Annotated in this window: 22 protein-coding genes; 12 read left to right on the forward strand and 10 right to left on the reverse strand. The window is 71.7% G+C overall.

Annotated features, from left to right (window positions below):
* Positions 1-249: 249 nt before the first annotated feature.
* The 3 genes from CHC09_RS43890 to CHC09_RS43900 all read left to right on the forward strand — a co-directional run bounded on the left by CHC09_RS43890 (position 250) and on the right by CHC09_RS43900 (position 3,092).
* Positions 250-1,161, forward strand: a complete 912-nt coding sequence (locus CHC09_RS43890) for an SPFH domain-containing protein (protein WP_089299209.1) — start codon at positions 250-252, stop codon at positions 1,159-1,161.
* Between the two features lie 6 nt (positions 1,162-1,167).
* The gene (locus CHC09_RS43895) at positions 1,168-1,383 is read left to right on the forward strand and encodes a type II toxin-antitoxin system antitoxin (protein WP_089299210.1); all 216 of its coding nucleotides are present in this window, start codon (positions 1,168-1,170) and stop codon (positions 1,381-1,383) included.
* Between the two features lie 140 nt (positions 1,384-1,523).
* On the forward strand, positions 1,524-3,092 hold the full coding sequence (locus CHC09_RS43900) for a GGDEF domain-containing protein (RefSeq protein ID WP_239138925.1): 1,569 nt from the start codon (positions 1,524-1,526) through the stop codon (positions 3,090-3,092).
* A 100-nt stretch (positions 3,093-3,192) separates the two neighbouring features.
* Here CHC09_RS43900 and CHC09_RS43905 read toward each other — a convergent pair whose 3' ends face one another.
* Positions 3,193-3,768, reverse strand: a complete 576-nt coding sequence (locus CHC09_RS43905; protein WP_089299211.1) for an isochorismatase family protein — start codon at positions 3,766-3,768, stop codon at positions 3,193-3,195.
* A 109-nt stretch (positions 3,769-3,877) separates the two neighbouring features.
* Here CHC09_RS43905 and CHC09_RS43910 point away from each other — a divergent pair, with 109 nt between their 5' ends.
* Complete coding sequence (locus tag CHC09_RS43910) at positions 3,878-4,333, forward strand: MarR family winged helix-turn-helix transcriptional regulator (RefSeq protein WP_089299212.1); 456 nt, start codon at positions 3,878-3,880, stop codon at positions 4,331-4,333.
* Positions 4,334-4,373: 40 nt separating this feature from the next.
* On the opposite strand, the gene CHC09_RS43915 is transcribed toward CHC09_RS43910, so the two are convergent.
* A complete protein-coding gene (locus CHC09_RS43915) occupies positions 4,374-5,867 on the reverse strand; it encodes an amylo-alpha-1,6-glucosidase (protein ID WP_089299213.1) in 1,494 nt (497 codons plus the stop codon).
* A 67-nt stretch (positions 5,868-5,934) separates the two neighbouring features.
* Between CHC09_RS43915 and CHC09_RS43920 the strand changes: the two genes are divergently transcribed.
* Entirely contained in the window at positions 5,935-6,855 is a 921-nt protein-coding gene (locus CHC09_RS43920; RefSeq protein WP_089299214.1) for a hypothetical protein, read from the forward strand.
* A 10-nt stretch (positions 6,856-6,865) separates the two neighbouring features.
* Here the strand turns inward: CHC09_RS43920 and CHC09_RS43925 are convergent, their stop codons facing one another.
* The 5 genes from CHC09_RS43925 to CHC09_RS43945 all read right to left on the reverse strand — a co-directional run bounded on the left by CHC09_RS43925 (position 6,866) and on the right by CHC09_RS43945 (position 10,996).
* Complete coding sequence (locus CHC09_RS43925) at positions 6,866-7,744, reverse strand: dioxygenase family protein (protein WP_089299215.1); 879 nt, start codon at positions 7,742-7,744, stop codon at positions 6,866-6,868.
* Entirely contained in the window at positions 7,741-8,799 is a 1,059-nt protein-coding gene (locus tag CHC09_RS43930) for a maleylacetate reductase (RefSeq protein ID WP_089299216.1), read from the reverse strand. The genes CHC09_RS43925 and CHC09_RS43930 overlap by 4 nt, the downstream gene beginning before the upstream one ends.
* Positions 8,796-9,710, reverse strand: a complete 915-nt coding sequence (locus CHC09_RS43935; RefSeq protein WP_089299217.1) for an FAD-dependent monooxygenase — start codon at positions 9,708-9,710, stop codon at positions 8,796-8,798. The genes CHC09_RS43930 and CHC09_RS43935 overlap by 4 nt, the downstream gene beginning before the upstream one ends.
* Before the next feature lie 129 nt (positions 9,711-9,839).
* On the reverse strand, positions 9,840-10,454 hold the full coding sequence (locus CHC09_RS43940; protein ID WP_089299218.1) for a helix-turn-helix domain-containing protein: 615 nt from the start codon (positions 10,452-10,454) through the stop codon (positions 9,840-9,842).
* Positions 10,451-10,996 carry a sugar O-acetyltransferase gene (locus CHC09_RS43945; protein ID WP_179277558.1) on the reverse strand — a complete coding sequence of 182 codons (546 nt, stop codon included), beginning with the start codon at positions 10,994-10,996 and terminating at the stop codon, positions 10,451-10,453. The genes CHC09_RS43940 and CHC09_RS43945 overlap by 4 nt, the downstream gene beginning before the upstream one ends.
* A 138-nt stretch (positions 10,997-11,134) precedes the next feature.
* On the opposite strand from CHC09_RS43945, the gene CHC09_RS43950 reads away from it, so the two are divergent.
* A complete protein-coding gene (locus CHC09_RS43950) occupies positions 11,135-11,911 on the forward strand; it encodes an NPP1 family protein (RefSeq protein WP_089299220.1) in 777 nt (258 codons plus the stop codon).
* Positions 11,912-12,098: 187 nt separating this feature from the next.
* Here the strand turns inward: CHC09_RS43950 and CHC09_RS43955 are convergent, their stop codons facing one another.
* Positions 12,099-13,613 carry a sigma-70 family RNA polymerase sigma factor gene (locus tag CHC09_RS43955; RefSeq protein WP_089299221.1) on the reverse strand — a complete coding sequence of 505 codons (1,515 nt, stop codon included), beginning with the start codon at positions 13,611-13,613 and terminating at the stop codon, positions 12,099-12,101.
* 9 nt (positions 13,614-13,622) lie between these two features.
* Entirely contained in the window at positions 13,623-14,102 is a 480-nt protein-coding gene (locus tag CHC09_RS43960) for an Lrp/AsnC family transcriptional regulator (RefSeq protein WP_275407993.1), read from the reverse strand.
* A 74-nt stretch (positions 14,103-14,176) separates the two neighbouring features.
* Between CHC09_RS43960 and CHC09_RS43965 the strand changes: the two genes are divergently transcribed.
* Both CHC09_RS43965 and CHC09_RS43970 read left to right on the forward strand, forming a co-directional pair.
* Positions 14,177-15,103: an EamA family transporter gene (locus CHC09_RS43965; RefSeq protein WP_089299237.1), complete on the forward strand. Its 927-nt coding sequence runs from the start codon at positions 14,177-14,179 to the stop codon at positions 15,101-15,103.
* The gene (locus tag CHC09_RS43970) at positions 15,070-16,038 is read left to right on the forward strand and encodes an aldo/keto reductase (RefSeq protein WP_089299222.1); all 969 of its coding nucleotides are present in this window, start codon (positions 15,070-15,072) and stop codon (positions 16,036-16,038) included. Before CHC09_RS43965 ends, CHC09_RS43970 begins: the two co-directional genes overlap by 34 nt.
* Before the next feature lie 149 nt (positions 16,039-16,187).
* Here the strand turns inward: CHC09_RS43970 and ppdK are convergent, their stop codons facing one another.
* Entirely contained in the window at positions 16,188-18,848 is a 2,661-nt protein-coding gene (ppdK, locus tag CHC09_RS43975) for a pyruvate, phosphate dikinase (RefSeq protein ID WP_089299223.1), read from the reverse strand.
* Positions 18,849-18,970: 122 nt separating this feature from the next.
* On the opposite strand from ppdK, the gene CHC09_RS43980 reads away from it, so the two are divergent.
* From CHC09_RS43980 to CHC09_RS43995, 4 genes are all read left to right on the forward strand, one after another.
* Positions 18,971-19,939 (forward strand): Acg family FMN-binding oxidoreductase, encoded by a 969-nt coding sequence (locus CHC09_RS43980; protein ID WP_089299224.1) that lies wholly within the window; start codon positions 18,971-18,973, stop codon positions 19,937-19,939.
* A gap of 101 nt (positions 19,940-20,040) precedes the next feature.
* Positions 20,041-22,443 (forward strand): phosphoketolase family protein, encoded by a 2,403-nt coding sequence (locus tag CHC09_RS43985; protein WP_239138926.1) that lies wholly within the window; start codon positions 20,041-20,043, stop codon positions 22,441-22,443.
* 108 nt (positions 22,444-22,551) lie between these two features.
* The gene (locus CHC09_RS43990) at positions 22,552-23,037 is read left to right on the forward strand and encodes a universal stress protein (RefSeq protein ID WP_089299226.1); all 486 of its coding nucleotides are present in this window, start codon (positions 22,552-22,554) and stop codon (positions 23,035-23,037) included.
* A gap of 568 nt (positions 23,038-23,605) precedes the next feature.
* Positions 23,606-24,454 (forward strand): universal stress protein, encoded by an 849-nt coding sequence (locus CHC09_RS43995; protein WP_089299227.1) that lies wholly within the window; start codon positions 23,606-23,608, stop codon positions 24,452-24,454.
* Position 24,455: the final 1 nt, after the last annotated feature.

Here is a 24,455-nt window from a genome sequence, read left to right on the forward strand (position 1 = left end):
AGCTGTCACGAACATGGGCAGCTTGGCACGTCGCAAAATCAATTCTCCCCCGGTTGTCCGGTCGCGTGTCGACCGGGCATGGGAAAGAGATTCCAGGGCGCGCGGAGTAGGCCGGGGACCCAAGCGGGTGCCACCCGGTTGCCGTACTTGAGGAAACGAACGGGTATTTCCGCACACACCGACGGCCCACTTGGAAAAGTGATATCACATTGCTAGCCTCGAGACATCGCCACTTCCAGGGAGCCCGTCATGACGGAACACCTCGACCTACCCACCCCACAGGTGCGCGAGCGCGTCGCCCGGGACGCCTCGGGCTGGCTGGTCCTCGCCCTCTCCATCCTGGTGATCCTGCTCAGCTTCGCCGTCTTCGCCGTCGGCGTGCAGCAGGAGGAGGCCGCGGTCGCCGCGAGCCTCATCGGCGTCAGCCTCCTGCTCGTCCTGGCCGCCCTGATCGCCGCGGCCGGCCTCACCCCCGTCGCGCCCGGCGAGGCCCGCGTCCTGCAACTCCTCGGCCGCTACACCGGCACCGTCCGCACCGACGGGCTCCGCTGGGTCAACCCGCTCACCGCCAGGCGCAAGGTCTCCACCCGCATCCGCAACCACGAGACCGACGTGCTCAAGGTCAACGACGCCGACGGCAACCCCATCGAGATCGCCGCCGTCGTCGTCTGGCAGGTCGAGGACACCGCCCGCGCCAGCTTCGAGGTCGACGACTTCATCGAGTTCGTCGCCATCCAGGCTGAGACCGCCGTGCGGCACATCGCCAACAGCTACTCCTACGACTCCCACGACACCGCCCGGATGTCCCTGCGGGACAACGCCGACGAGATCACCGCCCGGCTGTCGGAGGAAATCGGCGCACGGGTGGCCGCCGCCGGCGTGAAGATCGTCGAGTCCCGGCTGACCCGCCTCGCCTACTCCCCCGAGATCGCCCACGCCATGCTGCGCAGGCAGCAGGCGAACGCCATCGTCGCGGCCCGCACCCGGATCGTCGAGGGCGCCGTGGGCATGGTCGAGATGGCCCTGCTCCGCCTCGCCGAGAACCACGTCGTCGACCTCGACGAGGAGCGCAAGGCCGCCATGGTCAGCAACCTGCTGGTGGTCCTCTGCGGCGACCGGGACGCCCAGCCCGTGGTCAACGCGGGCACCCTCTACTCCTAGGCACACATGCCCACCGAACGGAAGAAGCTCCTCCTCCGGCTCGACCCCGCCGTGCACGACGCACTCGCGCGCTGGGCCGCGGACGAGCTCCGCAGCACGAACGCCCAGATCGAGTACCTGCTGCGCAAGGCCCTCTCCGACGCCGGCCGCCTCCCCGGCGGCGTCGGCCGGATGCGCGGGCCGGGCAGACCCCCGGCCACACCCGACCCGGAGGAGGAGTGACGCGGGCGTGCCGCGGACCACGGGCGCCGTGAGCGCGATCCAGCCGGATCGGCCACAGCGCGTGCGCGGGCTCACAGTGCCCGGGAATCGCTCATCCTGCTCGCCCCGCCCCCGATAGGCCAGCAGTGACAGGAGCAGGAGTGGATTCGACGGAGGCGGCCGCGATCAGCGCCGCTGAGCTGTCGGCTGCCCTGCTGATGCTGGAGGACCCGACTCCCGGGGACCCCGACGCCGGATACGACGTCGCGGTGGAGCTCGAACGGCAGGCCGTCGCGCTGGGCGACGACGATCTCATCGCTCGCGCCCGCTTCTGCCGCGCCGTCATGCTGCAACGGACCGGCGAGATCGCGAGGGCGGCGCGACAGCTCCACGAGATCCAGCACTGGGCCGTCGAGCACGACGACCGTCGCTTGCAGGCCCGTACCCACCTGGGCCTCGCCAACATCGAACGACTGTCGGGCAACCCCGCCAAGTGCCTGGAGCATTCGCTGAGCGCGGTCGAGCTGCTCGACGAGACCGCCACCCCGCACATGCAGATCTGGCACCGCTCCACACTGGCCGACGCGCTCGCCGAGAACGGCGACATGGCCGCGGCACGGCCACGCTTCCGCCAGGCCGAGGCGCTGGCCCGGGAGTTGCGGCTGTGGACGCAGCTCGGCATGGTGCTGAACAACTGGGCCTGTTCCGAGTACGAGGCCGGCGAAATTCCGCGGGCTCGGGAGGTCGCCCGGCGGATGCAGGACCACGCCGTGGCACACGGGCTGGACCTGGGCCCCGGCCCGCTGGACACGATCGGTGCGATCCAGATCGAGAGCGGCGAGTACGCCCAGGCGGAACGGACGATGCTGGTATGCATCGCCCAGCACGAGGCCGGGCACATCGACAACGCCGGCCAGCTCGCCGAATACCTGCTGAACCTGTCACGCGCCCAGCGCGGTCTCGGCGCCACCGACCGGGCCCAGCTGAGTCTGGACTCCGCCCGTGAGCGGTGCATCGAACGTGACCTGCACGGGTTGCTGGTCCGGGTGCACCAGGAGCAGGCGGAGCTGCACGCCGCCCGCGGGGAGTACGCCGAGGCGTACGCCATGCAGAAGACCTTCTTCGCCGCCCACGAGGAGTTGCTCACCCAGCAACAGCAGGCGAACGCGCTGACCCGGCACGCCCGGTTCGAGACCGCCGAGGCCCGCGAGGAGGCGCAGCAGTTCCGGGAGCAGGCTCGCCGCGACCCGCTGACCGGCCTGCGCAACCGCCGCTACCTCGACGAGGAGCTGCCCGCCCTGGTCGCCGCGGACCCGGACCTGAGCGTCGCGATCGTCGACATCGACCACTTCAAACGGATCAACGACACGCTCGCGCACGAGGTCGGCGACCGGGTCCTCGTCCGGGTCGCGGAGCTTCTCGACACCGGACTGGCCACGGTGGCCGCGACCGGGTTCGCCGCCCGGCTCGGTGGCGAGGAGTTCCTGCTGGTGCTGCCGCTCACACCGGTCGCCGCCGCCGCGGCCAAACTCGATGCCATCCGGCGGGCCGTCGCCGACCACGACTGGCACGAGACCACCAACGGCCTGCCCGTCACCGTCAGCATCGGTGTCGCCGCGGCCAACGTGAGCGCCCCGCGCAGCCACACCGCGGCCCTGCACGCTGCCGACCGCAACCTCTACCTCGCCAAACAGACCGGCCGCAACCGGGTCGTCCCCGGACCCGCGTAACCGGCCCTTGGCGTGACGCCGTCCTTGGCCCGTCCGGCCCACGGATCCTCGACCACGTCGTGCCGCTCCCGCGGCTCAGGGGCCTCGAACCGGACCTGGGTCAGCCTCGGGCAAGTGCGTCGGCGATGACCGCGGTGCTGTCGATCCGGGCGAGCCGGGGAAGGATGACCCGCAGGCTGGTGTCGTGTGCGGAGGCGACCAGATCTGTCACGGCGTCGCCGGCCACCGCGATGTCGTATCCGTGCTCACGGCCGGTGCGCGCGGTGGATTCCACACCGATGCTGGTGGAGATGCCCGCCAGCACGATCCCGGTGATCTGACGGCGTCGCAGCTGCAGGTCCAGTTCGGTGCCGTAGAAGGCGTCCCAGCCCCGCTTGGTGATCAGAATGTCGCCGGGCTCGACCGGAATGCGGTCGTCGTACTCGGCGAAGTCGGGAGCCGGGGTGATGGCCGGCGGCGGGGCGTCCGTCGGGGCGCGCAGAACGTCACCGCCGTCCGCCGAGAATGCCACCCGGACACGGATCAGCGGCACCCCGCCGGCGCGGGCAGCGCGCGCAAGCTGGGCGCCGCAGGCGACGACATCGGCTGCCGGATGCACCGTGGGCAGCGCCGTGATGCCCTTCTGAAGGTCGATCAGCACAACGGCGGTGCGCTCGGGGAGACGGTCGACAGGCATGCGGGACTCCTTCGCGGCGAATTTATACAGCAAGACTGTACAGCCATGCTGTATAAATTACACAGCCACGCTGTTCAGTCTCGCTGTGCAACACGGTTAGGCTCACCACATGCCTGACGTGACACACCTCGCCGCCGAACTCCGACTCGTCGTCGGCCAGCTGGCGCGGCGGGTTCGCGCGGACGACCCGACCCCGCCGGGCGTCACCGCCGTCATCGGGCTACTGGGCCGCCAGGGCCCGATGACCACCAGCGACCTCGCCGCGGCCCGGCAGGTGCGCCCGCAGTCGATGGCCCGCACCGTGAGCCAGCTCGTCGAACAGGGCCTCGCCGAGCGGGGCACCCATCCGGTCGACGGGCGTAAAGCCCCGATCGCCCTGACCCCGGCGGGACACGCCGTCCTCGAGCGGGAACGCACCCGCCGGGCCGACTGGCTCGCCCGCGCCATCGAGGACACCCTGTCCACCGGCGACCAGACAGCTCTCGCCCACGCCGTCGACCTGCTCCGACGCCTGCTCGAACAGGACCCGGCGATCACCGGCGGCGATCACGGAGAACGGGCGTAACACCCGTCGATCATGCCCGGATACGCCGCGAAACCCGGGCTCAGCGGCGGAGCGGCGCGTCCAGGGCGTGAAGGATCCGCTGCTCGTGGTCGCCGGTCGCCGGGTTCGGCGGGCGGCGGGCGTGCTGGCGTTTGGCCGCCGCGACCGCCGCGACGGTCCATGCCTGCATCAGCTGCGGCGGCTGTTCGATCCGGTTTCCCCGGCCCGTCGCGTCGACGACCTCGATGACGCGGTCGGTGACGATGAGCCGATCCGCGTCGTCGACCGCCAAGAACTCGGGGAAGCACCCCGCCGCCGCGCAGGCACGCACGATCCGTTCGCGGACCAGGGCCGCCAGCCGCGGATAGCCGGCCCGGGCGAGCCCGCACGCGATCCGGTAGCTGTCCCACGGCCAACTGCTGCCGGTGTGGTAGCCGGTCGTCCGGAAGCGTCGCTCCCGCCGCGCGAGCGTACGGAACCCGGCGGCGCAGAACAGGGACGGATCGAACAGCGCCTCCACCACCCGCTCGCGCAGTGCCGCGGTCTCCGGCGCGTCGAGGATCCCGGAGAGCAGCAGGTGACCCATGTTCGACGCGAGCACGGCGAGCGGCCGCGGGCGCCCGGCGTCGTCCTGGTCCGTTCCCAGCGCGACGAAGCCGCCCCCGCTCACCGAGCTGTCCTGGATCCAGCAGCTGCCGAGCACGCGACGGCGTACCTGAGCGGCGAGATCGATCAGCCGGGCGGCGCTGGGAGCACCGTCGAGCTCCGGCAGCGACGCGACGGCGATCAGCGCGTCGTACGCGAGCCCCTGAACCTCCACCGAGGCCACGCCCCCGACCGTGGCGAGGGTCCCGTCGGCGTGCGAGTACGCGTCCCAGCTGTCCTTCCACACCTGGTTCTCGATCGAGGTGCCGAACATCGGCCGGCTCTCCAGCAGCGTGTGCCGGCTCGCCTCGAGCCGGCCGACGAGCCAGCGGGTGCCGGCCGCCGCGCACCCGGCCAGCGACCGTTCCCGCCCGTCGAGGCCGCGGATCGCGGTTCCGAGCAGGGCCGGCTCCCGCGTCGCGCACCGGACCGCCGCGCTGAGCCACAGGCAGGTGGCGTCGACGGAACCGTAGTACGGCCAGGCCCAGCCGGACGCCGCGGTGAGCCGGCGGGCCACCGGATCCTCCGGCACGCGCACCTCGTGCGGGATCCGTCCCGGCTCCTCCTCGCGCTCGCGGTGCAACGTCCTGCCCTGCAACCGCGCGAGCCGGACCACGGTGTTGCGGGTCAGCGCGGGATGCCAGGGGTCGACCGTCTCCGCCACGATCAGCGCGTCACGGCTGAATAGCGCCTCGAACAGGCGCAGCTCCCCGTGCGCCCGCGCCGGGTCGACGCCCGCCGGCAGCCCGGCGGCGTTCACCGGCCGGTCGTCCGGGCCGAGGAAGCGCCGCAGCGCGGGCAGGACGGCCGGCCGCGTCAGCCGGGCCGGTAACGGCACCGCCTCGACGCGCACCACCCGCTCGCCGGCGAGCAGCGCGGGACGACGATCGGGATCGCGTCGCAGCTCCATATCCCTAGCCTGGCGCTTGAGCCGCACCGCCCTGGCCAGATATTGATCAGCAATATATGTTTCTGCGATGAACGGCCTTCGCGCCCGTCTGGGCCGGCCCACCAGCCGCGGTGTCGTGGTGTGGGCCTCCGTCTTCGCCCTCGCCTGCGGGCTGTTCGCGGCGTCCTTCGGCACCTGGCTCGCCTGGCTCGGTTCCCGGCCCCTCGATCACCGCGAGCTCGCCGCGGCCGTCGAGCAGCTCTACCCCGGTGAGCAGGTCCGCGACCTCGACCGCGAGGACCCGTCCGCGGTCTTCCTGATCTACGGCAGCCCGTTGGGTTCGCGGTCGGCCGGCGACCTGCTCCTCGGCGACGGCGGCGAATATTCGTTCGCCGGGCTCGGTGCCTCCTTCGATCGCCTGCCCGCCGGCACCCAGCCGGCCACGCTGGCACAACTGCGGGAGCGGCTGCGGGCCGCGGGCTGGGACCTCGGTGAGCCGGTCTACTCCCACTCGTACGACTGCGTCGCGGAATCTCCGCAGTGCGATCCCGCCTCGATCCCTTCCGACATCACCCTGTCCGCGCGGCGCGGCGACAACCTCCTCGAGGTGCACCTCAACGGCGCCGGCACGACGCCGGTGATGGATCTGGCCATGACCCGGGCGACTCCGTGGACCGCCTATCCCGCCGGCCTCCTCGCGTTCCTGCTCGGCACGGCCGGCGGCTGGTTGCTGTTCGGCTCGGTCAGCCGGCGGGCCGGGCTCGGCCCGCTGACGAAGGTCGCGTTCGGCCTCGCGATGTTCCTCTGGTGGGCGCCGATCCTGCTGGCCGCGCCGCAACTGCTCGCGCATCACCTGAGGGAGCCGCATTTCCGCTGGCATCCACTGTGGGAGTGGCTGGGGCAGCCCACGATGTCGCTGCCCTTCCTGGTCGGCTGGCTCGTGCTGATGCTGGCGGGCGGTCTGACCGCGCTACCGTTCCGCAGGCCGGTGCGGCAGGCCGTCGCCTGACCGGCGCCGTTCATTCCCCCCGTCGGGCGAGGACGATGTCGAAGCGGACCCGGCTCCACGGGCGGTCGCCGAGGTCGCGGCCGTCCGGGGTGGGTGTCCCGGCCGGCTCCGGCTCGAAGTCCTTGACCAGGGAGTCGCGGACGCCGAAGACGCTGTCGCGGTCGAGGAGTTCGTCGCCGCGGACGAAGATGTGGGTGACCAGGGTGCGCAGACCGGTCGCCGCCACCATGAAGTGCAGGTGGGAGGCGCGCATCGGGGAGCGACCGGTGGCGGCGAGCATCCCGCCGACCGGCCCGTCGTGTGGGATCGGGTACGGCGTCGGCACGATCGCCCAGAAGCGGTACGACCCGTCCGGACCGGTGTGCAGGTGGCCGCGGGCGGCGGTGCGGTCGTCGTCGTACTGCACGTCGTAGAAGCCGTCGTCGTCGGCCTCCCACACCTCGATCCGCGCCCCCGGCACCGGATCACCTCCGGTGTCGGTGACCACGCCCTCCACCCACAGCGGCCGCCCGGGCGCGCCGCCGCCGAGGTCCCCGCCGAGCGGGATCTCCGGCGAGTCCTCGACGAAGAACGGGCCGAAGACGGTCGCCTCGGTCGCGTTCCCGTCCGCCTCGTTGTTCACCGTGACCGTCTGCATGGACGCGCCGAGCACGTCGGAGAGCAGGATGAACTCCTGTCGCCGGTCGTCGGTGGCGTGCCCGGTCGCGGTCAGGAACGCGATCGCCCGCTGCCACTCCGCCTCGGTCAGCCGCACCTCGCGGATGAAGTCGTGCAGGTGCCGGGTGAGCGCGCGCATCAGCTCACGCAGCCGCGGATCCGGTGTGCCGTCGAAGGACGCGACAACGCGTTCGACCAACTGCTGCTCGCGGTCCCACTGGTCGGTACTCATTCGGGTTCCTCCCCCGCCCAGGCGCGGCGTAGCAGTAGGTCGAGCCGGGCCGCGGTGACCGGGACCGGGTTGCCGGCCGGCACGACGGCCAGGATCGCGTCGATCGCGGCCGGCAGGTCGGTCTCCCGCATCCCGTGGTCGCGCAGGGCGCGTGGTGCGTCGATCCGCGTACGCAGGCGCCGCAGTCCGCCGGAGGCGGTTTCGGCGCCGAACGCTTCCGCGAGCTGTCGTTCGCGGTCCGGGACCGCGGGGGCGTTCAAAGCCAGGACCTGCGGCAGTACGACGGCGTGGGTCTGCGCGTGCGGCAGGTTGAACATGCCGCCGAGGACGTGGCAGATCTTGTGGTGCAGCCCGGAGCCGGCCGAGGCGAACGCGACCGCGGCCAGGTAGGCGCCGTACAGTGCCTGCTCGCGCCCCTCGAGGCCGTGCGGCTCCCCGAGGACCAGGGGAAGTCCGCTGCTCAGGGCCCGGACACCGGCCAGGGCGAGAGCCTGGTTGACCGGGTCGGTGCGCGGTGCCCACATCGAGTCGACGCAGTGTGCGAGCGCGTTGAGGCCGGAGGCGACGCTCAGCTCGGCCGGCAGGGACAGCGTCAGCGCGGCGTCGTAGATGACCGTCCGCGGCAGGACGCGCCGGTCGGAGCCGGTGGTCTTGCGGCCGTTCTCGGTCAGGCCCCAGACGTCGGTGGCCTCGGAGCCGGCGTAGGTGGTCGGGACCGCGACGATCGGTAGCCCGGTGGTCAGCGCGACCGCCTTGGCCAGCCCGGTGGTCGACCCGCCACCCACGCTGACCAGCACGTCCGCGTCGTGCTCGGCCGCGGCCGCACGGGCGCGCTCGGCGACCGCCACCGGGACGTGCATGGCCACCTCGCGGTGGTGGGCCGCGTCCGGCAGGGCGGCCAGCACCGGCTCGGCCAGGTGCCGCTCCGCCCCGGCCGCGATCACCAGGGGCCGCCGGCCCAGCCGCGCCACCTCCGCGGCGACGTGTCGCACCGCCTGGTTCGACGCGAACACCACGCGCTGCGGCAACGTCTCGTGTGTGAAGGTGAGGCTCACGCGGCACCGCGACCGAGGATCTTCGTCAGCACACCGAGCAGGGCCTGGTACGGGTCGGCGACCAGCCGCGCCGACCGCCAGCCGATGTGTTTGTCGGGGCGGACCAGGATCGCGCCGTCCTCCTCGACCTCACGGACGCGGGCCCAGTCGTAGTACAGGTCGGTGACCGCCCGGCCGGGCCCGATCACCACCGTTTCCAGGGGCACGTTCAGCTCCTGCGCGACCTTGTCGGCGGCGGCGACCCAGGATTCGCCCGCGATGCCGGTGAGCAGCGTGAACCGGGTCATCGGGGCCAGGTCCAGGGTGGAGATCCGGGTTCGCGGGTCGCCGACCCAGACGTGCGGCAGGCGCGCGCCGGGAACGGTGGACGGTTCGTAGAACAGTTCGGGATCCCGGGTCGGGGCGGGCCTGGTGCTGCCGTCGGTGACGATCGCGGCGGACTCGTAGAACTGGCCGAGCTCGACGCCGTACGCGAAGCGGGCCTGGGTGCCGCGCTCGGTGGCGTTGCGGACCAGGATCGGTTCCAGGTACGTCTGAAGGATGTCCACCGGCAGGCACGGCGAGGCCAGCTCGTAGTCCCCGTGCCGGCCCGGATGCGTGCCCCGGGTGAGGATCCGGCCGATCTCCTCGCCGGCGATCGACGTGCAGAAGACGGTGTCGCCCATCAGGTCGTGCGGGGTGGCGTCGGCCAGGACCTGATGCTCGATGCCGGCGTCGCGGAACACCTCCATGGCCCGCTGGTTGGTGATGTGCGCCCGGGGCGTGTTCGCCGTCCATCGGTACTTGGTGATCATGATGTTCGGGATGTCGAGGGTGGACAGCAACAGGGCCGCCGCCGCTCCCGCCGGGCCCGAACCGACGATCAGGACGTCGGTGATGGCCGCCGGCCCCGTACCGTCGCTGAATTCCATGGTGTTTCCTCGCTCCGCGCGATGTGGTCCCCGTCACTGCGCGAACAGTGTCGCGCCGGGAGTCACGGTCCCGGCAAGAGCCGGAGGCGAATCGAGGCGGAAATGGGAAGCCGTGGCGGATTCGGAGAACTACGCGGAACGGCCGGTGACGGCCGACCGGCGCACCTGCGTCGCCCGAACCCCGAAGTGGGCGGTGAACGCCCGCGAGAAGTACGTCGCGGATCCGAACCCGCAGCGCAGAGCCACGCGCGCGACCGTCTCCGCCGGACCGGACGACAGCAGGGTCCGGGCCCGCTCGAGGCGGCGCGCCAGCACGAACTGCGGCAGGCTGGTCCCCGTCGCGGCGAACGCCCGGGACAGGTGCCGCTCGCTGATCCCGACTCCGGCGGCCACCCGTGCGGCGTTCAGCCCCGGATCGGTCAGATGGTCCTCGATGAACGAACGGGCGTTGGCGAGATGCACCATGGCGGGATCCGCGGTGGTACGACCGGTCATGCTCGCCAGCAGCCGAAGCGCCGCCTCCTCGTCGACGGTCCCGTCGCCGTCGGGCCGGAGCGCGCGGTCGACCAGCCGGGCGAACGTCCGCGCCGCCGGGTCGCCCCGCGCGACGTCGCGCACCAGCGGAGCCGGCAGCGAGTCGAGCCCGGTCATCTCGCGGAACGCCGGCCGGGGCACCTTGATCACCAACTCCTCCAGGCCGTTGGAGAAGCCGCACATGAAGGGCCGGTCCGCGTCACAGATCACCGAAGACGCTTTCGCTCGACAACGCTGGTCGCGGTCACGACGCTGAGCGGCGGCACGTCCTTCGCGACGACGGCGCCCGCGCCGACGACCGAGCCACGGCCGATCGTCACACCGGGGGTGACCGTGACCGCGGCGCCGATCCACACGTCGTCCTCGATGACGATGGGCGCGTGCGTGATGAAGTCGTACCGCTCGTCGAGCTCGACCGGGTGGCCGGCCGTGCTCAGCGTCACCCGGGGGCCGATCAGGACGCGGTCGCCGATCGTGATGCCGCCGAGGTCGAGGAAGTAGCAGCCCTGGTTGATGAAGACGCGCTCCCCGAACGACGCTCCGAGCCCGTAGTCGCAGTAGAACGGCGGCAGGATGGCGAGCGAGCCGGGGATCGGTCCGCCGAAGATCTCGGTCAGCACGATCCTGCGCGCCTCGAGGTCGTCGAAGGGCAGCGCGTTGAGGCGTGCGGTCAGGTTCATGACGAGCTGTACGCGCTCCGCGAAGGCTCGTGACTCCGGCGTCCGGGCCCGGAGGCGCTGCTCGTTACGCACGAGGCGATGCTCGCACAGGTGGGCCGGCGACCCGGGAGCGACCCACCAGATCGGGGCCTATTGACCAACCTCTATCATTCCGACGAAGATCACTTCGCGCCGCCAGCCCGATGGCGTGACGACACGAAGGATCGACTCATGCGTCGCAACCGCTCCCTCGCCCGGGTCGGGGCCACGTCCGGCCTCACCGTGCTCCTCCTCGGGGTCTGGGCCGCGCCGGCCTTCGCCGACCCGCCCCACAACCTTCCCCAGAACGCCGGCGGGTACGAGCAATCGTTCTCGCCGGCGTACGACTACGACACCGACGGCTGCTACGCCACGCCGGCGATCGGCCCCGACGGCACGCTCAACGGTGGGCTGAAGACCGCCGGCGCGGTCAACGGCAGCTGCCGTGACCAGTCCGATCTCGACAACTCCCAGACCTACGCCCGCTCGAAGTGCAACAACGGCTGGTGCGCGATCGTCTACGCCAGCTACTTCGAGAAGGACCAGGCCGTCGCCGGCAGTGGGCTCGGCGGCCACCGGCACGACTGGGAACACGTCATCTCCTGGGTGAACCAGGCCTCCAACCAGGTCGAGTACGTCACCACCACCCAGCACAGCTCACAGGTGACCTACGCCCGGTCGCAGGTGCGCTTCGACGGCAGTCACCCCAAGACCGTCTACCACAAGGACGGTGCGTCCACCCACTTCTTCCGGCTCGCCAACAGCAACGACGAGCCGCCGGAGAACCACTACCACAACTGGCGTTACCCGCCCCTGGTCGACTGGAACGGCTGGCCCACCGCCGACCTGCGGAACAAGCTGATGGCGGCCGACTTCGGGGCGGCCACCATCAAGATCAAGGACGGTTCGTTCGAGTATCTGCTCAACGCCGCCAAGCCGGCCGCGATCCCCTTCGACCCGTACGCGTGACGGCCGGCCCCGGGGCGGGACGCGAACCCCACCCCGGGGCCGGGCCGGCTGACGCCGCAGGGTCAGGAGGCCCGGCCGGTACGGCGGCAGCCCGTGGTCGCCGCCGGAGCCGGCCCCATCGTGAACTCCTCGAGTGGGGTACGCGCGAATCCCGATGCCGGGTTTCTGCACCGTGGCAGCGGTCGGGTCAGCCCTCGAGCGCCGGGCGCACCAGGAAGGAGCCGTCGGCGCGGAAGCCGGCGCTGCCGTCGAACTGATCCACCCAGAGCTCATCGCCCCGATGCCGGAGGAACCATCCGGGATAGTTGGACGACTCGAGCATCATCGATTCGGCGGGCTGCCCGGCCCCGGGACAGAACGTGGCGTCCCCGCCGAACAGGGCCGAGCCGTCGTTCTCGTTCACCCGTAGCCGCCACGACGAGTGCCGCAGGTAGCGGCCGTCCGCGGTCCGGAACGAGAAGCACCGCGGGTCGGCGAGCCCGCCTACCACCTGGAAGGTCGCCTGCCGACGGGCCGTGACGGTGTTGGCCGGGCCGACCCCGGTCAGCATGCCGAAGTCGCCGGCGGCCGTGACATACCGCCCGGCGGCGTTCGCCGACTCCAGCGACGCCGGTCCCGGGCTCAGCGGGCCAGCTCGATTGCCGCCGGCGGACGGGGTCAGCGGGCGGGCCGGAGTCGGCGCCGCGATCGTCGTCGGCCGCGGGGTCGGCGCGATCGCCGCCGGTCGCGGGTCCTCCTGATCGGCCGCCGTCACCACGCCGGCGGTCGCGCCGACGATCAGGGTTCCCGCCGCCACGGCGGTCAGCACCGGATGCGTCGCGGCCAGCGGGGTCAGCTGACCGAGCAACCCGGCCTTCGCCGCGGCGCCGCTGGTCAGGGTCAGCCCGGCTCCCCCGGCGCCCGCGCCCTTGGCCAGGACCGCCGCCGTCAGCGTCGCGGGCACCGGGAGCAGCCCGAGCGCGGCGAGCAACCGTTCGGTGGGCACCCGCTCGCCTTCCGCGTGGGCGCAGCTCGTGCAGCCGCGAACGTGCCGGGCCAGTCGCTTACGCCACCGGGGGCCGGGCGTTCCGTTCCAGCCCGGCAGCTCGGCCGCCAGCCCGGGGCACCGGGGCCTCGCCTCCAGCGCCGCCACGATCGCCCGGCTGAGCTCGAGTTGTGCGCGCATCCGCTGCACACGGACGCCCGCGTGGAGGACCGTGACGCCGAGCGCCCGCGCCAGCTCCGATCGGGACAGCCGACCGGCCACCTCCTGCCACCACAGCGACAGCAGCACCCGGTCGTCCGCGTCCAGCCAGCGGCCGGCCCGCCGCACCTGGCGGCGCTGCGCCGACAGCTCGACCCGCAGGTCGGCGACGTTCTCGAAGCGCGCGTCGGCCTCCGGCAGCTCCGGGGCGTCGTCGAGGGGCACGACACGGGCCGCGTCGCGATCCACCCGGTGCCGGTGTGTGCTGATCTGGTGCAGCGCGATCGCCGCCAGCCAGGGGCGGAACCGCTCCGGCGACCGCAGCGACCCCAACTGCCGCAGGGCGCGCAGCATGATGTCCTGCGTGACGTCGTCGACGTCCGGGTGCCCGTCGAGTGCCTGCCGGACGATCGTGTAGACCATCGGCAGGTACTCCGAGACGAGTTCGCCGCGGGCCGCGCCGCTGCCGGCCCGCGCCGCCCGAACCAGTTCAGCGCCGTCCGTCCGGGTGGCTCGCATGCTTCCTCGTCATTCAGGCACCGTGGTAGGCAGCGGTAGTGCTCGATCCGGCACCGGCGTGGAGACCACGATAGAGGTGGTGGTCTGCCCGTACAGCAGAAAGCGGTCGAGGATCTCCTCGAGTTCGCCGATCGACGGTGCGTGGACCTTCAGCAGGAAGCAGTCCTCCCCGGTGATCCGGTAGCACTCGGTCACCTGCGCCGTCTCCCGCGCGACCCGGGCGATCCTGGGCAGCTGGCCCGGGCCCGGCCGGATCCGGACCAGGGCGGTCACCGGCAGGCCGAGCGCGGCGGGATCGATCTCCATCCGGTACCCGGCGATCACACCCGCGGCCTCCAGCCGCTGGACCCGCTCGGTGACCGCCGGCGCGGACATGCCGACGCGCCGGGCCAGCTCCGACATGGACAGCCGGGGATCGGCCTGCAATTCGGACAGCACCCGCAGATTCACCGCGTCCAGGAGTCTCGCCGGCCTTGATTCTGTAGGCAAATCGCGCCTCCCGCCTTCAATGTGCCATTCACGGCCGCCGCTGCGCTTCGGACGATACTCGGGTGCGGAAATCGATGACGACACGCTCCTCGCCGGCCCGGCTGGCCGCTCCGGCGTTCATCGCGGGCAGCGCCGTCTTCCACTACCTCGGGCCGGCGTTCGCCGTGCTGCTCTTCGCCCGGCTGGACGTCTTCGGCGTCGCCTGGCTCCGGATCGTCAGCGCGGCCCTGGTGTTCGCGGTGTGGCGCCGTCCGTGGCGGCTGGCGCGAGAACTGGCCGCCCCGCACCGCCGGATCCCGCTGGCGCTGGGCGTCGTGCTGGCGCTGATGAACACGACGTTCTACCTGGCCATCGCGCGACTGCCGCTGGCCACGGTCGGCTCGATCGAGTTCCTCGGGGTGATCGCCCTGGCCGCGGCCGGGGTCAGGAGTTCCCGCAACGCACTCTCGCTCGGGCTCGCCGTCGCCGGCGTGTTCACCCTCACCGGCGTCCGGCTGACCGGCGAGCCGATCGGTTTCGGGTTCGCCTTCGCGAACTGCGCGCTGTTCATGCTCTACCTGACGCTCGGCCACCGGGTCGCGACCGCCGGAACGCGCGACGGCTCCCGATGGGGTGGCGTCGACCGGTTGGGCGCCGCCATGCTCGTCGCGGCGGTGGTGACCACGCCGCTGGGCCTCGCCGGCGCGGCGCCGGCCTTCGGTCATCCCGGCTGGCTGCTGGCCGGGGTCGCGGTGGGTGTCTGCTCCTCGGTCCTCCCGTACGTGACCGACCAGCTCGCCATGGCCCGCGTACGCCGAGCGACGTTCGCGCTGATGCTGAGCCTCCTTCCGGCCGCCGCGACGCTCATCGGCCTGCTCGTCCTCGCCCAGCTGCCGACCGTCCGTGACCTGCTCGGCGTGGCGCTGGTGACGGTCGCGGTCGTGATCCACCAGCAGCAGTCCCCGCACATCGATGGAGAGGAAGCGGAATGCGGTACGTCCGGCTCGGCTCGTCCGGTCTGAAGGTGTCGCGGATCGGCCTGGGCATGATGAGCTACGGCGATCCTACCGTGGAGCCGTGGTTCCTGCCCGAGGACGGGGCCGAGCCGATCGTCAGGCACGCCGTCGACGCCGGTGTGACCTTCTTCGACACCGCCGACATGTACTCCGGCGGCGTGAGCGAGGAGATCACCGGGCGGCTGCTCGGCCGGCTCTTCGCCCGGCGTGGTGACTACGTGCTCGCGACCAAGCTCTATTACCCGATGGGGCCGGGTCCCAACGACCGCGGCCTGTCCCGCAAGCACATCATGGACTCCGTCGACGCCTCCCTGCGGCGGCTGGGCACCGACTACATCGACCTCTACCAGATCCACCGCTGGGATCCCGAGACACCGATCGAGGAGACCATGGCGGCGCTGCACGATGTCGTCCGGGCCGGCAAGGTGCGCTATCTCGGCGCTTCCCTGATGTACGCGTGGCAGTTCGCGAAGGCGCAGTACACCGCGCGGGCGGGCGGCTGGACCCGGTTCGTGTCGATGCAGACCCGCTACAACCTCGTCTATCGCGAGGAGGAACGGGAGATGCTTCCGTTCTGCGCCGACCAGGGCGTCGGCGTGCTCCCGTACAGCCCGCTGGCCCGCGGCTCGCTGGCCGGTGGCGGGCCGAACAGCCGTCGCGCGGCCGCCGAGCAGGCCGGCCGCGCGCGGCGCCTCGACGGCAACGACGCCGAGATCGTCGACGTGCTGCGCGCGGTCGCCGCCGGGCGCGACCGGCCGCCCGCCCAGATCGCGCTGGCCTGGCTGCTGAGCAAGGCGCCGGTCAGCGCGCCCATCGTCGGGGTGACCAGGCCCGCCCAGCTCGACGACGCTCTCGCCGCCGTGGACCTGACCCTCAGCGAGGAGGACGTGGCCGGGCTGGAGGCCCCGTACCGCCCCCACGCCCCGTACGGCTACACATAGCTCCGCCTCGCCGATCGGTCGCTCGCGGCCGACCCTCCTTCTCCTCCTGTCACCGCTCGCCTCATGGCATTCCCTCCTTCTCGGGCCGAGGTGTGTGCCCACCGGCCGGTGGGCACACACCAGATATACCCATGTTCATGATCTTGTACCTATCGACTCTCCGAAACGGCCACGCCGGCGATCGCCGCACGGCCCGCCTCGAGGCGGGCGATCGGGATCCGGAAGGGTGAGCAGGACACGTAGTCCAGTCCCGCGGTGTGGAAGAACCGCACCGAAGCGGGGTCGCCGCCATGTTCACCGCAGACCCCCACGGTCAGCTCCGGGCGGGCGGCGCGGCCGCGCTCGACGGCGATCCGGACCAGCTCGCCGGCGCCGTCGGCGTCGATCGTCTCGAACGGGGACACCGCGAAGACGCCCAGGCCAAGGTAGCGGCCGAAGAACGCGCCCTCCACGTCGTCGCGGGAGAAGCCCCAGGTCATCTGGGTCAGGTCGTTGGTGCCGAAGGAGAAGAACTCGGCGGCACCGGCGATCTGGCCGGCGGTGAGCGCGGCCCGGGGCACCTCGATCATCGTGCCGATCCGGATCGGCGGTGCTCCGGCTACCTCCGCCAGCACGGCCTGCGCCTCCGCTCGTACCGCCTGCAGTTCCTGGACCGCGCCGACGAGCGGAACCATGATCTCCGGTCGCGGGTCACCGCCGGCGGCGACCCGGGCGGCCGCGGCCTCGGCGATCGCCCGGACCTGCATCGCGAACAGTCCGGGGATCACCAGGCCGAGGCGGACGCCGCGCAGGCCGAGCATCGGGTTCTGCTCGTGCATCCGGCGTACGGCGGCCAGCAGCACCCCGTCGTGGCCGGGATCCTCGCCGAGCGCCTCGGCGCGGGCGACCCGTGCCGTCAGCTCCTCCAGCGGGGGCAGGAACTCGTGCAGCGGCGGGTCGATCAGCCGCACGGTGACCGGCAGGCCGTCCATCGCCGCGAACAGCTGCTCGAAGTCGGCGCGCTGCAGGGGCAGCAGGGCCGCCAGGGCCTCCTCCCGCTCGGCGTCGCCGGAAGCCAGGATCAGCCGCTCGACCAGGGTCCGGCGGTCGCCGAGGAACATGTGCTCGGTGCGGCACAGGCCGACACCGGTGGCGCCGAAGCGCCGGGCACGGGCCGCGTCGGCACCGTTGTCGGCGTTGGCGTGAACGCCGAGGCGGGCGTTGTGGTCGGCGTGGATCATCAGGCGCTCCACGGCGGCGAGCAGCGGATCCCCGTACGCGGTCAGTTCGCCCTCGAAGTAGCGGACGACCTCGGACGGGCGCACCGGCACCGAGCCGGGGTAGACCCGGCCGTTCGTACCGTCGATGGAGATGACGTCGCCCGCTCGCAGCGTCCGGCCGCCGACGGTGAGGGTGTCGTCGCCGAGTTCGAGCTCCTCGGCGCCGCAGACGCAGGTCTTGCCCATGCCGCGGGCCACGACGGCGGCGTGCGACGTCTTGCCGCCGCGCGCGGTGAGAATGCCCTGGGCGGCGATCATGCCGGGCAGGTCGTCGGGATTGGTCTCACGGCGCACCAGGATGACCGGCCCGGTGGCCGCGGTGGCCGCCGCGGAGTCGAACACGATCGCGCCGACCGCCGCTCCCGGTGAGGCCGGCACGCCGATGGTCAGCGGTGCGGGCGCGGCGTCCTGGTCGAAGCTCGGGAACATCAGCTGGGCGAGCTGTTCGCCGGTGACCCGCCGTAGCGCCTCGTCGAGGGTGATGGTGCCCTCGTCGACGAGCTGGGCGGCGATGACGAACGCGGCGGCCGGGGTGCGCTTGCCGACCCGGGTCTGCAGCATCCACAGCTTGCCGTTCTCGATGGTGAACTCGATGTCGCACAGGTCCCGGTAGCGCCCCTCCAACCGTTCCATGATCGACAGCAGCCGCCGGTAGCTCGCCGGGTCGATCGTGGCCAGCTCGGCCAGGCCGACCGTGTTGCGGATGCCGGCCACCACGTCCTCGCCCTGGGCGTTGCGCAGGTAGTCGCCGTAGACGCCGCGCCGGCCGGTCGCCGGATCGCGGGTGAACGCCACCCCGGTGCCGGAGTCGGTGCCGCGGTTGCCGAAGACCATGGCCATCACGTTCACGGCGGTGCCCAGGTCCTGCGGGATCCGCTCCTGGCGGCGGTAGAGCACGGCGCGTTCGGCGTTCCACGACCGGAAGACCGCCGTGATCGCGAGGAAGAGCTGCTCGTGCGGCGCTTGCGGGAAGTCGCGGCCGGTGTGGGCGTGGAACACCTTCTTGTACGCCTCGACCAGGTCGTAAAGCTGCCCCTGGCCCAGTTCGGCGTCGGTCGGTACGCCGGCGGAGACGCGGGCCTGGGCGAGCTCGCTCTCGAAATCCTCGCCGGGAATGTCGAACACGGTCCTGCCGAACATCTGGATCAGACGCCGGTAGGAGTCCCAGGCGAATCGTTCATCGGCGCTCTGCCGGGCGAGACCGGCCACGCTCGTGTCGTTCAGGCCGATGTCGAGGATCGTCTCCATCATCCCGGGCATCGAGAACTTCGCGCCCGAGCGCACCGACAGCAGCAGCGGGTCGTCCGGGTCACCGAACGTCCGGCCCATCCGGGTCTGCATCAGCCGCAGGTGGTCCTCGACGTCCGCGAACAGGCCGTCCGGAACCGTGCCGGTGCGCAGGTACTCCCGGCAGGCGTCGGTGGTGATGGTGAAGCCGGGCGGCACCGGCAGGCCCATCCGGGTCATCTCGGCCAGGTTCGCGCCCTTGCCGCCGAGCAGGTCCTTCAGGTCCTTGTTCCCCTCGATGAAGTCGTACACATATCCGGCCATCGATCTTCACCCCTCACCCGCTCGTCCTGGAGCTCTACCTCCTTGCTAATCCCACGAAGGCCCCGTCCAGTAGGGCCGGACGTCCCTACTGGACGGGGAGGAACAGGACGAACGTAGGGTGCATGACCACCGTCGACAGCAGCGTTCTCCCCCGATGCGTGCAGGCCGCGACGCTGGCCCCGTCGCTGCACAACAGTCAGCCGTGGCGCTTCCGGATCGACGGCGGGGCGGTGCGGGTGTACGCCGACGCCGGCCGCCGGCTCGACGCGCTGGACCCGTCCGGCCGGGAACTGCTGATCAGTGTCGGCGCGGCCCTGTTCACGTTGCGCCTGGCACTGCGCTCGCGGGGCTGGACCTCTGCGCACGTGCTCTTTCCGGAGCCGGATTCCCCCGAGTTGGTGGCCCGGGTGGAGTTGACCGGGCGGGCCGCACCGTCCGAGGCGGTGGCGGCGCTGGCCGCCGCGATCCCGCTACGGCACACCAACCGCCGGCCGTTCACCGCCGCCGTGGTGCCCGCCGACGCGACCGAGGAGCTCACCCGGGCAGCCGCGGACGAGGGCGCCACCTTCACGATCGCCGGAGCGGCCAGCCGCAACGCGATTCTGGGGCTCGGGCAGGTGGCCGAGCTCCGCCTTCGCGCCGACGGCGGCTACCGCGCGGAGCTGGGCCGCTGGACCGGCCCCCGGAAAGGCCGGCACGACGGGATCCCGCCGACCGCGATCGGGCCCTGGGACGCGCTGGAACGACTGCCGATCCGCGACTTCGGGCTGATGCACACCCAGCCCTGGCGGACCAGCGAGCGGTTCGAGGCGCACCCGACCATCGCCGTCCTCGCGACCCGCGGCGACGACCCGCCGCACTGGGTCCTCGCGGGCCAGGCGTTGCAGCACGTCCTGCTGGTCGCCACCCGCCTGGGCCTGGCCACCACCCCCATCAGCCAGCCCTTGGAGATCCCGGAGATCCGCAGGCTTCTCACCGATACGACGGCCGGCCGGTGGGCCCAGATGATCATCCGGCTCGGCTACGGGCCACCGGCCGCGGCGACGCCTCGCCGGCCGCTCGCCGAGGTCCTTCGAGTTGACACGCCGTAGGGCCGAAGGTCCCATTGAGGACGGCTCGGTGACCCTGGGAGGCGGGACCCGTCCGCATCTAGGGTCATCGACAGATGCAGAATCCTCGAAGGGAAGACGCCGTGACCGTGGTCGTGTCCGAACCCCGTGCGCTCGCCGAACTCGACGATCGTGACCTGGCCCGGCTGGACGCCTGGTGGCGCGCCGCCAACTACCTGACCATCGGCCAGATCTACCTGCGCGGCAATCCCCTGCTGCGCGAGCCGCTGACCGCCGAGCACATCAAGCCGCGGCTGCTCGGCCACTGGGGCACCAGCCCCGGCCTGTCGCTGATCTACGCGCACGTGTCCCGGCTGATCCGCCACACCGGCCAGCAGGCCGTCTACCTGGCCGGCCCCGGCCACGGCGGCCCCGCGCTGGTCGCCGCCGGATATCTGGAAGGCACCTACAGCGACATCTACCCGAAGGTCAGCCAGGACGAGGCCGGCATGCTGCGGCTGTTCCGGCAGTTCTCCAGCCCGGGCGGCATCCCCAGCCACGTCTCGGTGACCACCCCCGGCTCGATCCACGAGGGCGGCGAGCTCGGGTACGTGCTGGTGCACGCGTTCGGCGCGGTGATGGACAACCCGGACCTGCTCGCGATCGCGGTGGTCGGCGACGGCGAGGCGGAGACCGGCCCCCTCGAGGGCTCGTGGAAGGGCGTCTCGTTCCTCAACCCGGAGCGCGACGGTGCCGTCCTGCCGATCCTGCACCTCAACGGTGCCAAGATCTCCGGGCCGGCCGTGCTGGCCCGGAAGAACCCGGACGAGGTCCGCGACCTGCTCCGCGGGCACGGCTACGACGTGATCGAGGTCGAGGGCGACGATCTGCCCGGCATGCACCACCGATTCGCCGCCGCGCTGGCGCTCGCGTGGAACCGGATCCGGGAGATCCAGACCGCCGCCCGCGCCGGCGAGTGGGACGGCAGCCGGCCGACCTGGCCGCTCATCGTCCTGCGGTCGCCGAAGGGCTGGACCGGGCCGGACGAGGTGGACGGCGTCACGGTCACCGGCACGTGGCGTTCGCACCAGGTGCCGCTCTCCGGGGTGCGGGACAACCCGGAACACCTGGCGTTGCTCGAGCGCTGGCTCAGGTCGTACCGCCCGGAGGAGCTCTTCGACGCGGACGGCGCGCCCATCGCGCTGATCCGGGAGCAGGCGCCGGAGGGCGATCTGCGGATGAGCGCCACCCCGCACGCCAACGGCGGCCTGCTCACCCGCGACCTCGACCTGCCCGACTTCCGGGAGTACGCCGTAGACGTGCCGCGGCCGGCCGCCGAACGAGCCGAGTCGACCCGCAAGCTCGGCGAGCTGATGCGCGACGTCTACACCCGCAACCCCGACAACTTCCGGCTCTTCTGCCCCGACGAGACGAACAGCAACCGCCTCGGCGCGGTCTTCGAGGTCTCCGACCGCGCCTTCATGGAGCAGGTCACCCCGGACGACGTCGCGATCGGCCGGGACGGCCGGGTGATGGAGGTGCTCAGCGAGCACAACTGCCACGGCTGGCTGGAGGGCTACAACCTCACCGGGCGGCACGGCATGTTCGCCACCTACGAGGCGTTCGCCATGGTCAGCGCGTCGCAGACGATCCAGCACGGCAAGTGGCTGCAGGAGGCCCGGCACCTGCCCTGGCGGGCCAAGGTCCCCAGCCTGAACATCCTGCTCACGTCCACTGCATGGCGTAACGACCACAACGGCTTCTCGCACCAGGGCCCCGGTCTGATCCAGAACGTGCTGACCCAGCGCGGGGACGTGGCCCGGGTCTACCTGCCGCCGGACGCCAACACCCTGCTGTCGGTGGCCGACCACTGCTTCCGGTCCCGGTCGTACATCAACGTGATCGTCATCGACAAGCAGCCGCAGCTGCAGTACCTGTCGATGGCCGAGGCGGTCGAGCACTGCGCGCGCGGGGCCGGGATCTGGCAGTGGGCCGGCACCGACGACGACACCAGCGACCCGGACATCGTGCTGGCCTGCGCCGGCGACGTGGTCACCATGGAGACGGTGGCCGCCGCGCAGATCCTGAAGCAGCGGCTGCCCGGCCTGAAGGTTCGCGTCGTGAACGTCGTCGACCTGATGACGCTCCCCCGGCGCAAGGACCACCCGCACGGGATGAGCGAGACCCTCTTCACCGAGCTGTTCACCGACAGCGTCGACGTGATCTTCTCATTCCACGGCTACCCCGGCGCGATCCACCAGCTGGTGCACGGCCGCCCGGACGCCGACCGGTTCCGCGTGCGTGGCTTCGTCGAGCAGGGCACGACCACGACCCCGTTCGACATGACGGTCCGTAACAGGACCTCCCGCTACCACTTGGTCATGGACGCCATCAACAACGCCGGGCGCGTGCCGCACGGCGCCACCGAGCTCAAGACCTGGTGCGAGGAGCAGCTGGCCCGGCACGAGGCGTACATCGTCGAGCATCTCGAGGACATGCCCGAGGTCCGCGACTGGTCGGTGAGGACTTCCGGCTCCGACCGGTAGGACAAGGTTCAGGACCTGTGGCCCTGCCCGGTGGGCATCGACAGGAATGACGATGAGGAGAGAACCCGGGCCCCCGCGGGTGCCGGACGACCGTTGAAGGAGGCAGACATGAGACACCAACTGATCGTCGTCGGTGTGGACGGCTCCGAGAGCGGCCGCCGCGCACTGGAGTGGGCGGCTCAGGAAGCCGCCGACCGGGTCACCGCGGTCCAGGCGGTGATGGCCTGGCACTGGGACGGCGCCGGGGCCGAGATGCTCGCCGTGACCTCACCGGAGCAGCAGCGAGAGCAGTCCGCGGCGGTTCTCGACCGCGAGGTGAAGGCGGTAGTCGCGGAACACGGGTCGCAGATGCCGATCGCCGCGGAGCTCATCGAAGGCTCCCCCGCGGAGGTACTCACCACCGCGTCCCGCGACGCCGACCTGCTGGTGCTGGGCAGTCACGGACACAGCCCGCTACGGCACCGGGTGCTCGGCTCGGTCAGCGAGTCCTGCATCCGCAGGGCGGCCTGCCCGGTCGTGGTCATCCCGTCCGGCCCCGCCAGGCCGGAACCGAACCGCGACCCGGTGGTGCGGGAAGCGACCACGGCCGGCTGACGACAGGAGGCGAAGAAGGGTCTTTCGGCCCTGGTAGGGGACGCGCGCCGGACCCACACTGAAGGGAGAGCGGCACCTGCCGCCCCCTGAACCCATCGCCGGGCCGACGAGATCGCGCCCATACTGGAAATCCCGGTCGGCCACAGCCGCCCGGGATTTTCGGTATCAGGCGTACCCGCTCGGCGAGCCATTTTCGTCCCAGGAATCTCCCGAAATGCTAGAAATATGCTGTTCTGAGCATTTCTCATAAAAGGGGATTCTTATGCGTGCGCGGTCTGCGCTCGGGCTCGGGCTGACCCTCGTGATGGCGCTTCGGCACCCGCGACGGCGCACGCGGCCGGCAACAGCCACGAACCGGTCGGTACCGGTTCGACCACCCGGGCAGACGCGGTGGCCGCGCCCTTCCTCGAGGTGCCGGAGTAGCCGCCATAAGTCCTGCTCACACGTGACTTTCCGCGGGCCTGATACGGCCTGCGCGGCCCGCCCGGACGGCCTAGCCTGAAAGTAGGTGAGCAGCAGGTCACCCACCGGACCGGCCGCCGTCGTGGCGGCTCAGGGGGTGAGGGAAATGAACAAGTCAGGGCTGACGAGAATCGTTGCCGGAGTCGGCGCGTCACCGGCCGGCCGGCGAGCGGTCGAGGCGGCGGCACGGGAGGCCGCCGATCACGACTATCCGCTCCATCTGATACACGCGTTCGACTGGCCACCGGGCGTCGCCGAGGATTGCCGGGACCTGCGAGGTCTGCTCGAACAGGCCGTGGAGGCGGCGGCCGCCGTGGCACCGACCCTGACGATCACCACCGAGCTGCTGGAGGACGACCCGCTGACCGGCCTGTTACGCCTGTCCCGGCACGCCGCGCTGACCGTCATCGGCGACGGCAACCTCAACGAGCTGGTCTGCCTGACCGCCGACGCGATGGCGGTGCAGCTCGCGGCGCGGGCCTTCAACTCCGTCATGATCACCCGGGCGGTTGCCCCGCCGGACGGACCGGTCCTGGCCGGGATCACCGACTACGACACCTCGGACCTGGTGCTCGACTACGCGTTCGACGCGGCCGCCCATCGACAGACCGGCCTCACCCTCGTCCACGTCCGTGAGACGGGGAACCCGACGCGCTCGCTCGACCAGACGGTCGCGGCCTACGCACGCGCCTACGGGGTCGACCCGTGCTTGCGCATCCTGGAGGGCGACCCCACCACGGTGGTGACCCGCGAGGCGCGGGAGGCGTCGCTGATCGTCGCGGGTGCCCGGGGCCACTCGCCGTACCACGGGATGCTCGGATCGGTCACCCAGACGTTGCTGCACCACGGGCGCGCGCCGATCGTTGTCATCCGCGGATGCCCGCCCACACACCGTCTCGTCACCCGAGCCGAGGAACGGTCATCGGCTGAACCGGCCGCGGCCGGGTCAAGGTGAT

Source organism: Actinoplanes regularis (assembly GCF_900188005.1).
GTDB lineage: Bacteria > Actinomycetota > Actinomycetes > Mycobacteriales > Micromonosporaceae > Actinoplanes > Actinoplanes regularis.

Bases quoted from the DNA above. Each gene is read 5' to 3' on its own strand.
- CHC09_RS43910 (WP_089299212.1), top strand. From the start codon at position 3,878: ATGCCTGACGTGACACACCTCGCCGCCGAACTCCGACTCGTCGTCGGC.
- CHC09_RS43950 (WP_089299220.1), top strand. From the start codon at position 11,135: ATGCGTCGCAACCGCTCCCTCGCCCGGGTCGGGGCCACGTCCGGCCTC.
- CHC09_RS43905 (WP_089299211.1), bottom strand. From the start codon at position 3,768: ATGCCTGTCGACCGTCTCCCCGAGCGCACCGCCGTTGTGCTGATCGAC.
- CHC09_RS43895 (WP_089299210.1), top strand. From the start codon at position 1,168: ATGCCCACCGAACGGAAGAAGCTCCTCCTCCGGCTCGACCCCGCCGTG.
- CHC09_RS43925 (WP_089299215.1), bottom strand. From the start codon at position 7,744: ATGAGTACCGACCAGTGGGACCGCGAGCAGCAGTTGGTCGAACGCGTT.
- CHC09_RS43915 (WP_089299213.1), bottom strand. From the start codon at position 5,867: ATGGAGCTGCGACGCGATCCCGATCGTCGTCCCGCGCTGCTCGCCGGC.
- ppdK (WP_089299223.1), bottom strand. From the start codon at position 18,848: ATGGCCGGATATGTGTACGACTTCATCGAGGGGAACAAGGACCTGAAG.
- CHC09_RS43890 (WP_089299209.1), top strand. From the start codon at position 250: ATGACGGAACACCTCGACCTACCCACCCCACAGGTGCGCGAGCGCGTC.
- CHC09_RS43920 (WP_089299214.1), top strand. From the start codon at position 5,935: ATGAACGGCCTTCGCGCCCGTCTGGGCCGGCCCACCAGCCGCGGTGTC.
- CHC09_RS43970 (WP_089299222.1), top strand. From the start codon at position 15,070: ATGCGGTACGTCCGGCTCGGCTCGTCCGGTCTGAAGGTGTCGCGGATC.
- CHC09_RS43935 (WP_089299217.1), bottom strand. From the start codon at position 9,710: ATGGAATTCAGCGACGGTACGGGGCCGGCGGCCATCACCGACGTCCTG.
- CHC09_RS43995 (WP_089299227.1), top strand. From the start codon at position 23,606: ATGAACAAGTCAGGGCTGACGAGAATCGTTGCCGGAGTCGGCGCGTCA.
- CHC09_RS43990 (WP_089299226.1), top strand. From the start codon at position 22,552: ATGAGACACCAACTGATCGTCGTCGGTGTGGACGGCTCCGAGAGCGGC.
- CHC09_RS43980 (WP_089299224.1), top strand. From the start codon at position 18,971: ATGACCACCGTCGACAGCAGCGTTCTCCCCCGATGCGTGCAGGCCGCG.
- CHC09_RS43955 (WP_089299221.1), bottom strand. From the start codon at position 13,613: ATGCGAGCCACCCGGACGGACGGCGCTGAACTGGTTCGGGCGGCGCGG.
- CHC09_RS43965 (WP_089299237.1), top strand. From the start codon at position 14,177: ATGACGACACGCTCCTCGCCGGCCCGGCTGGCCGCTCCGGCGTTCATC.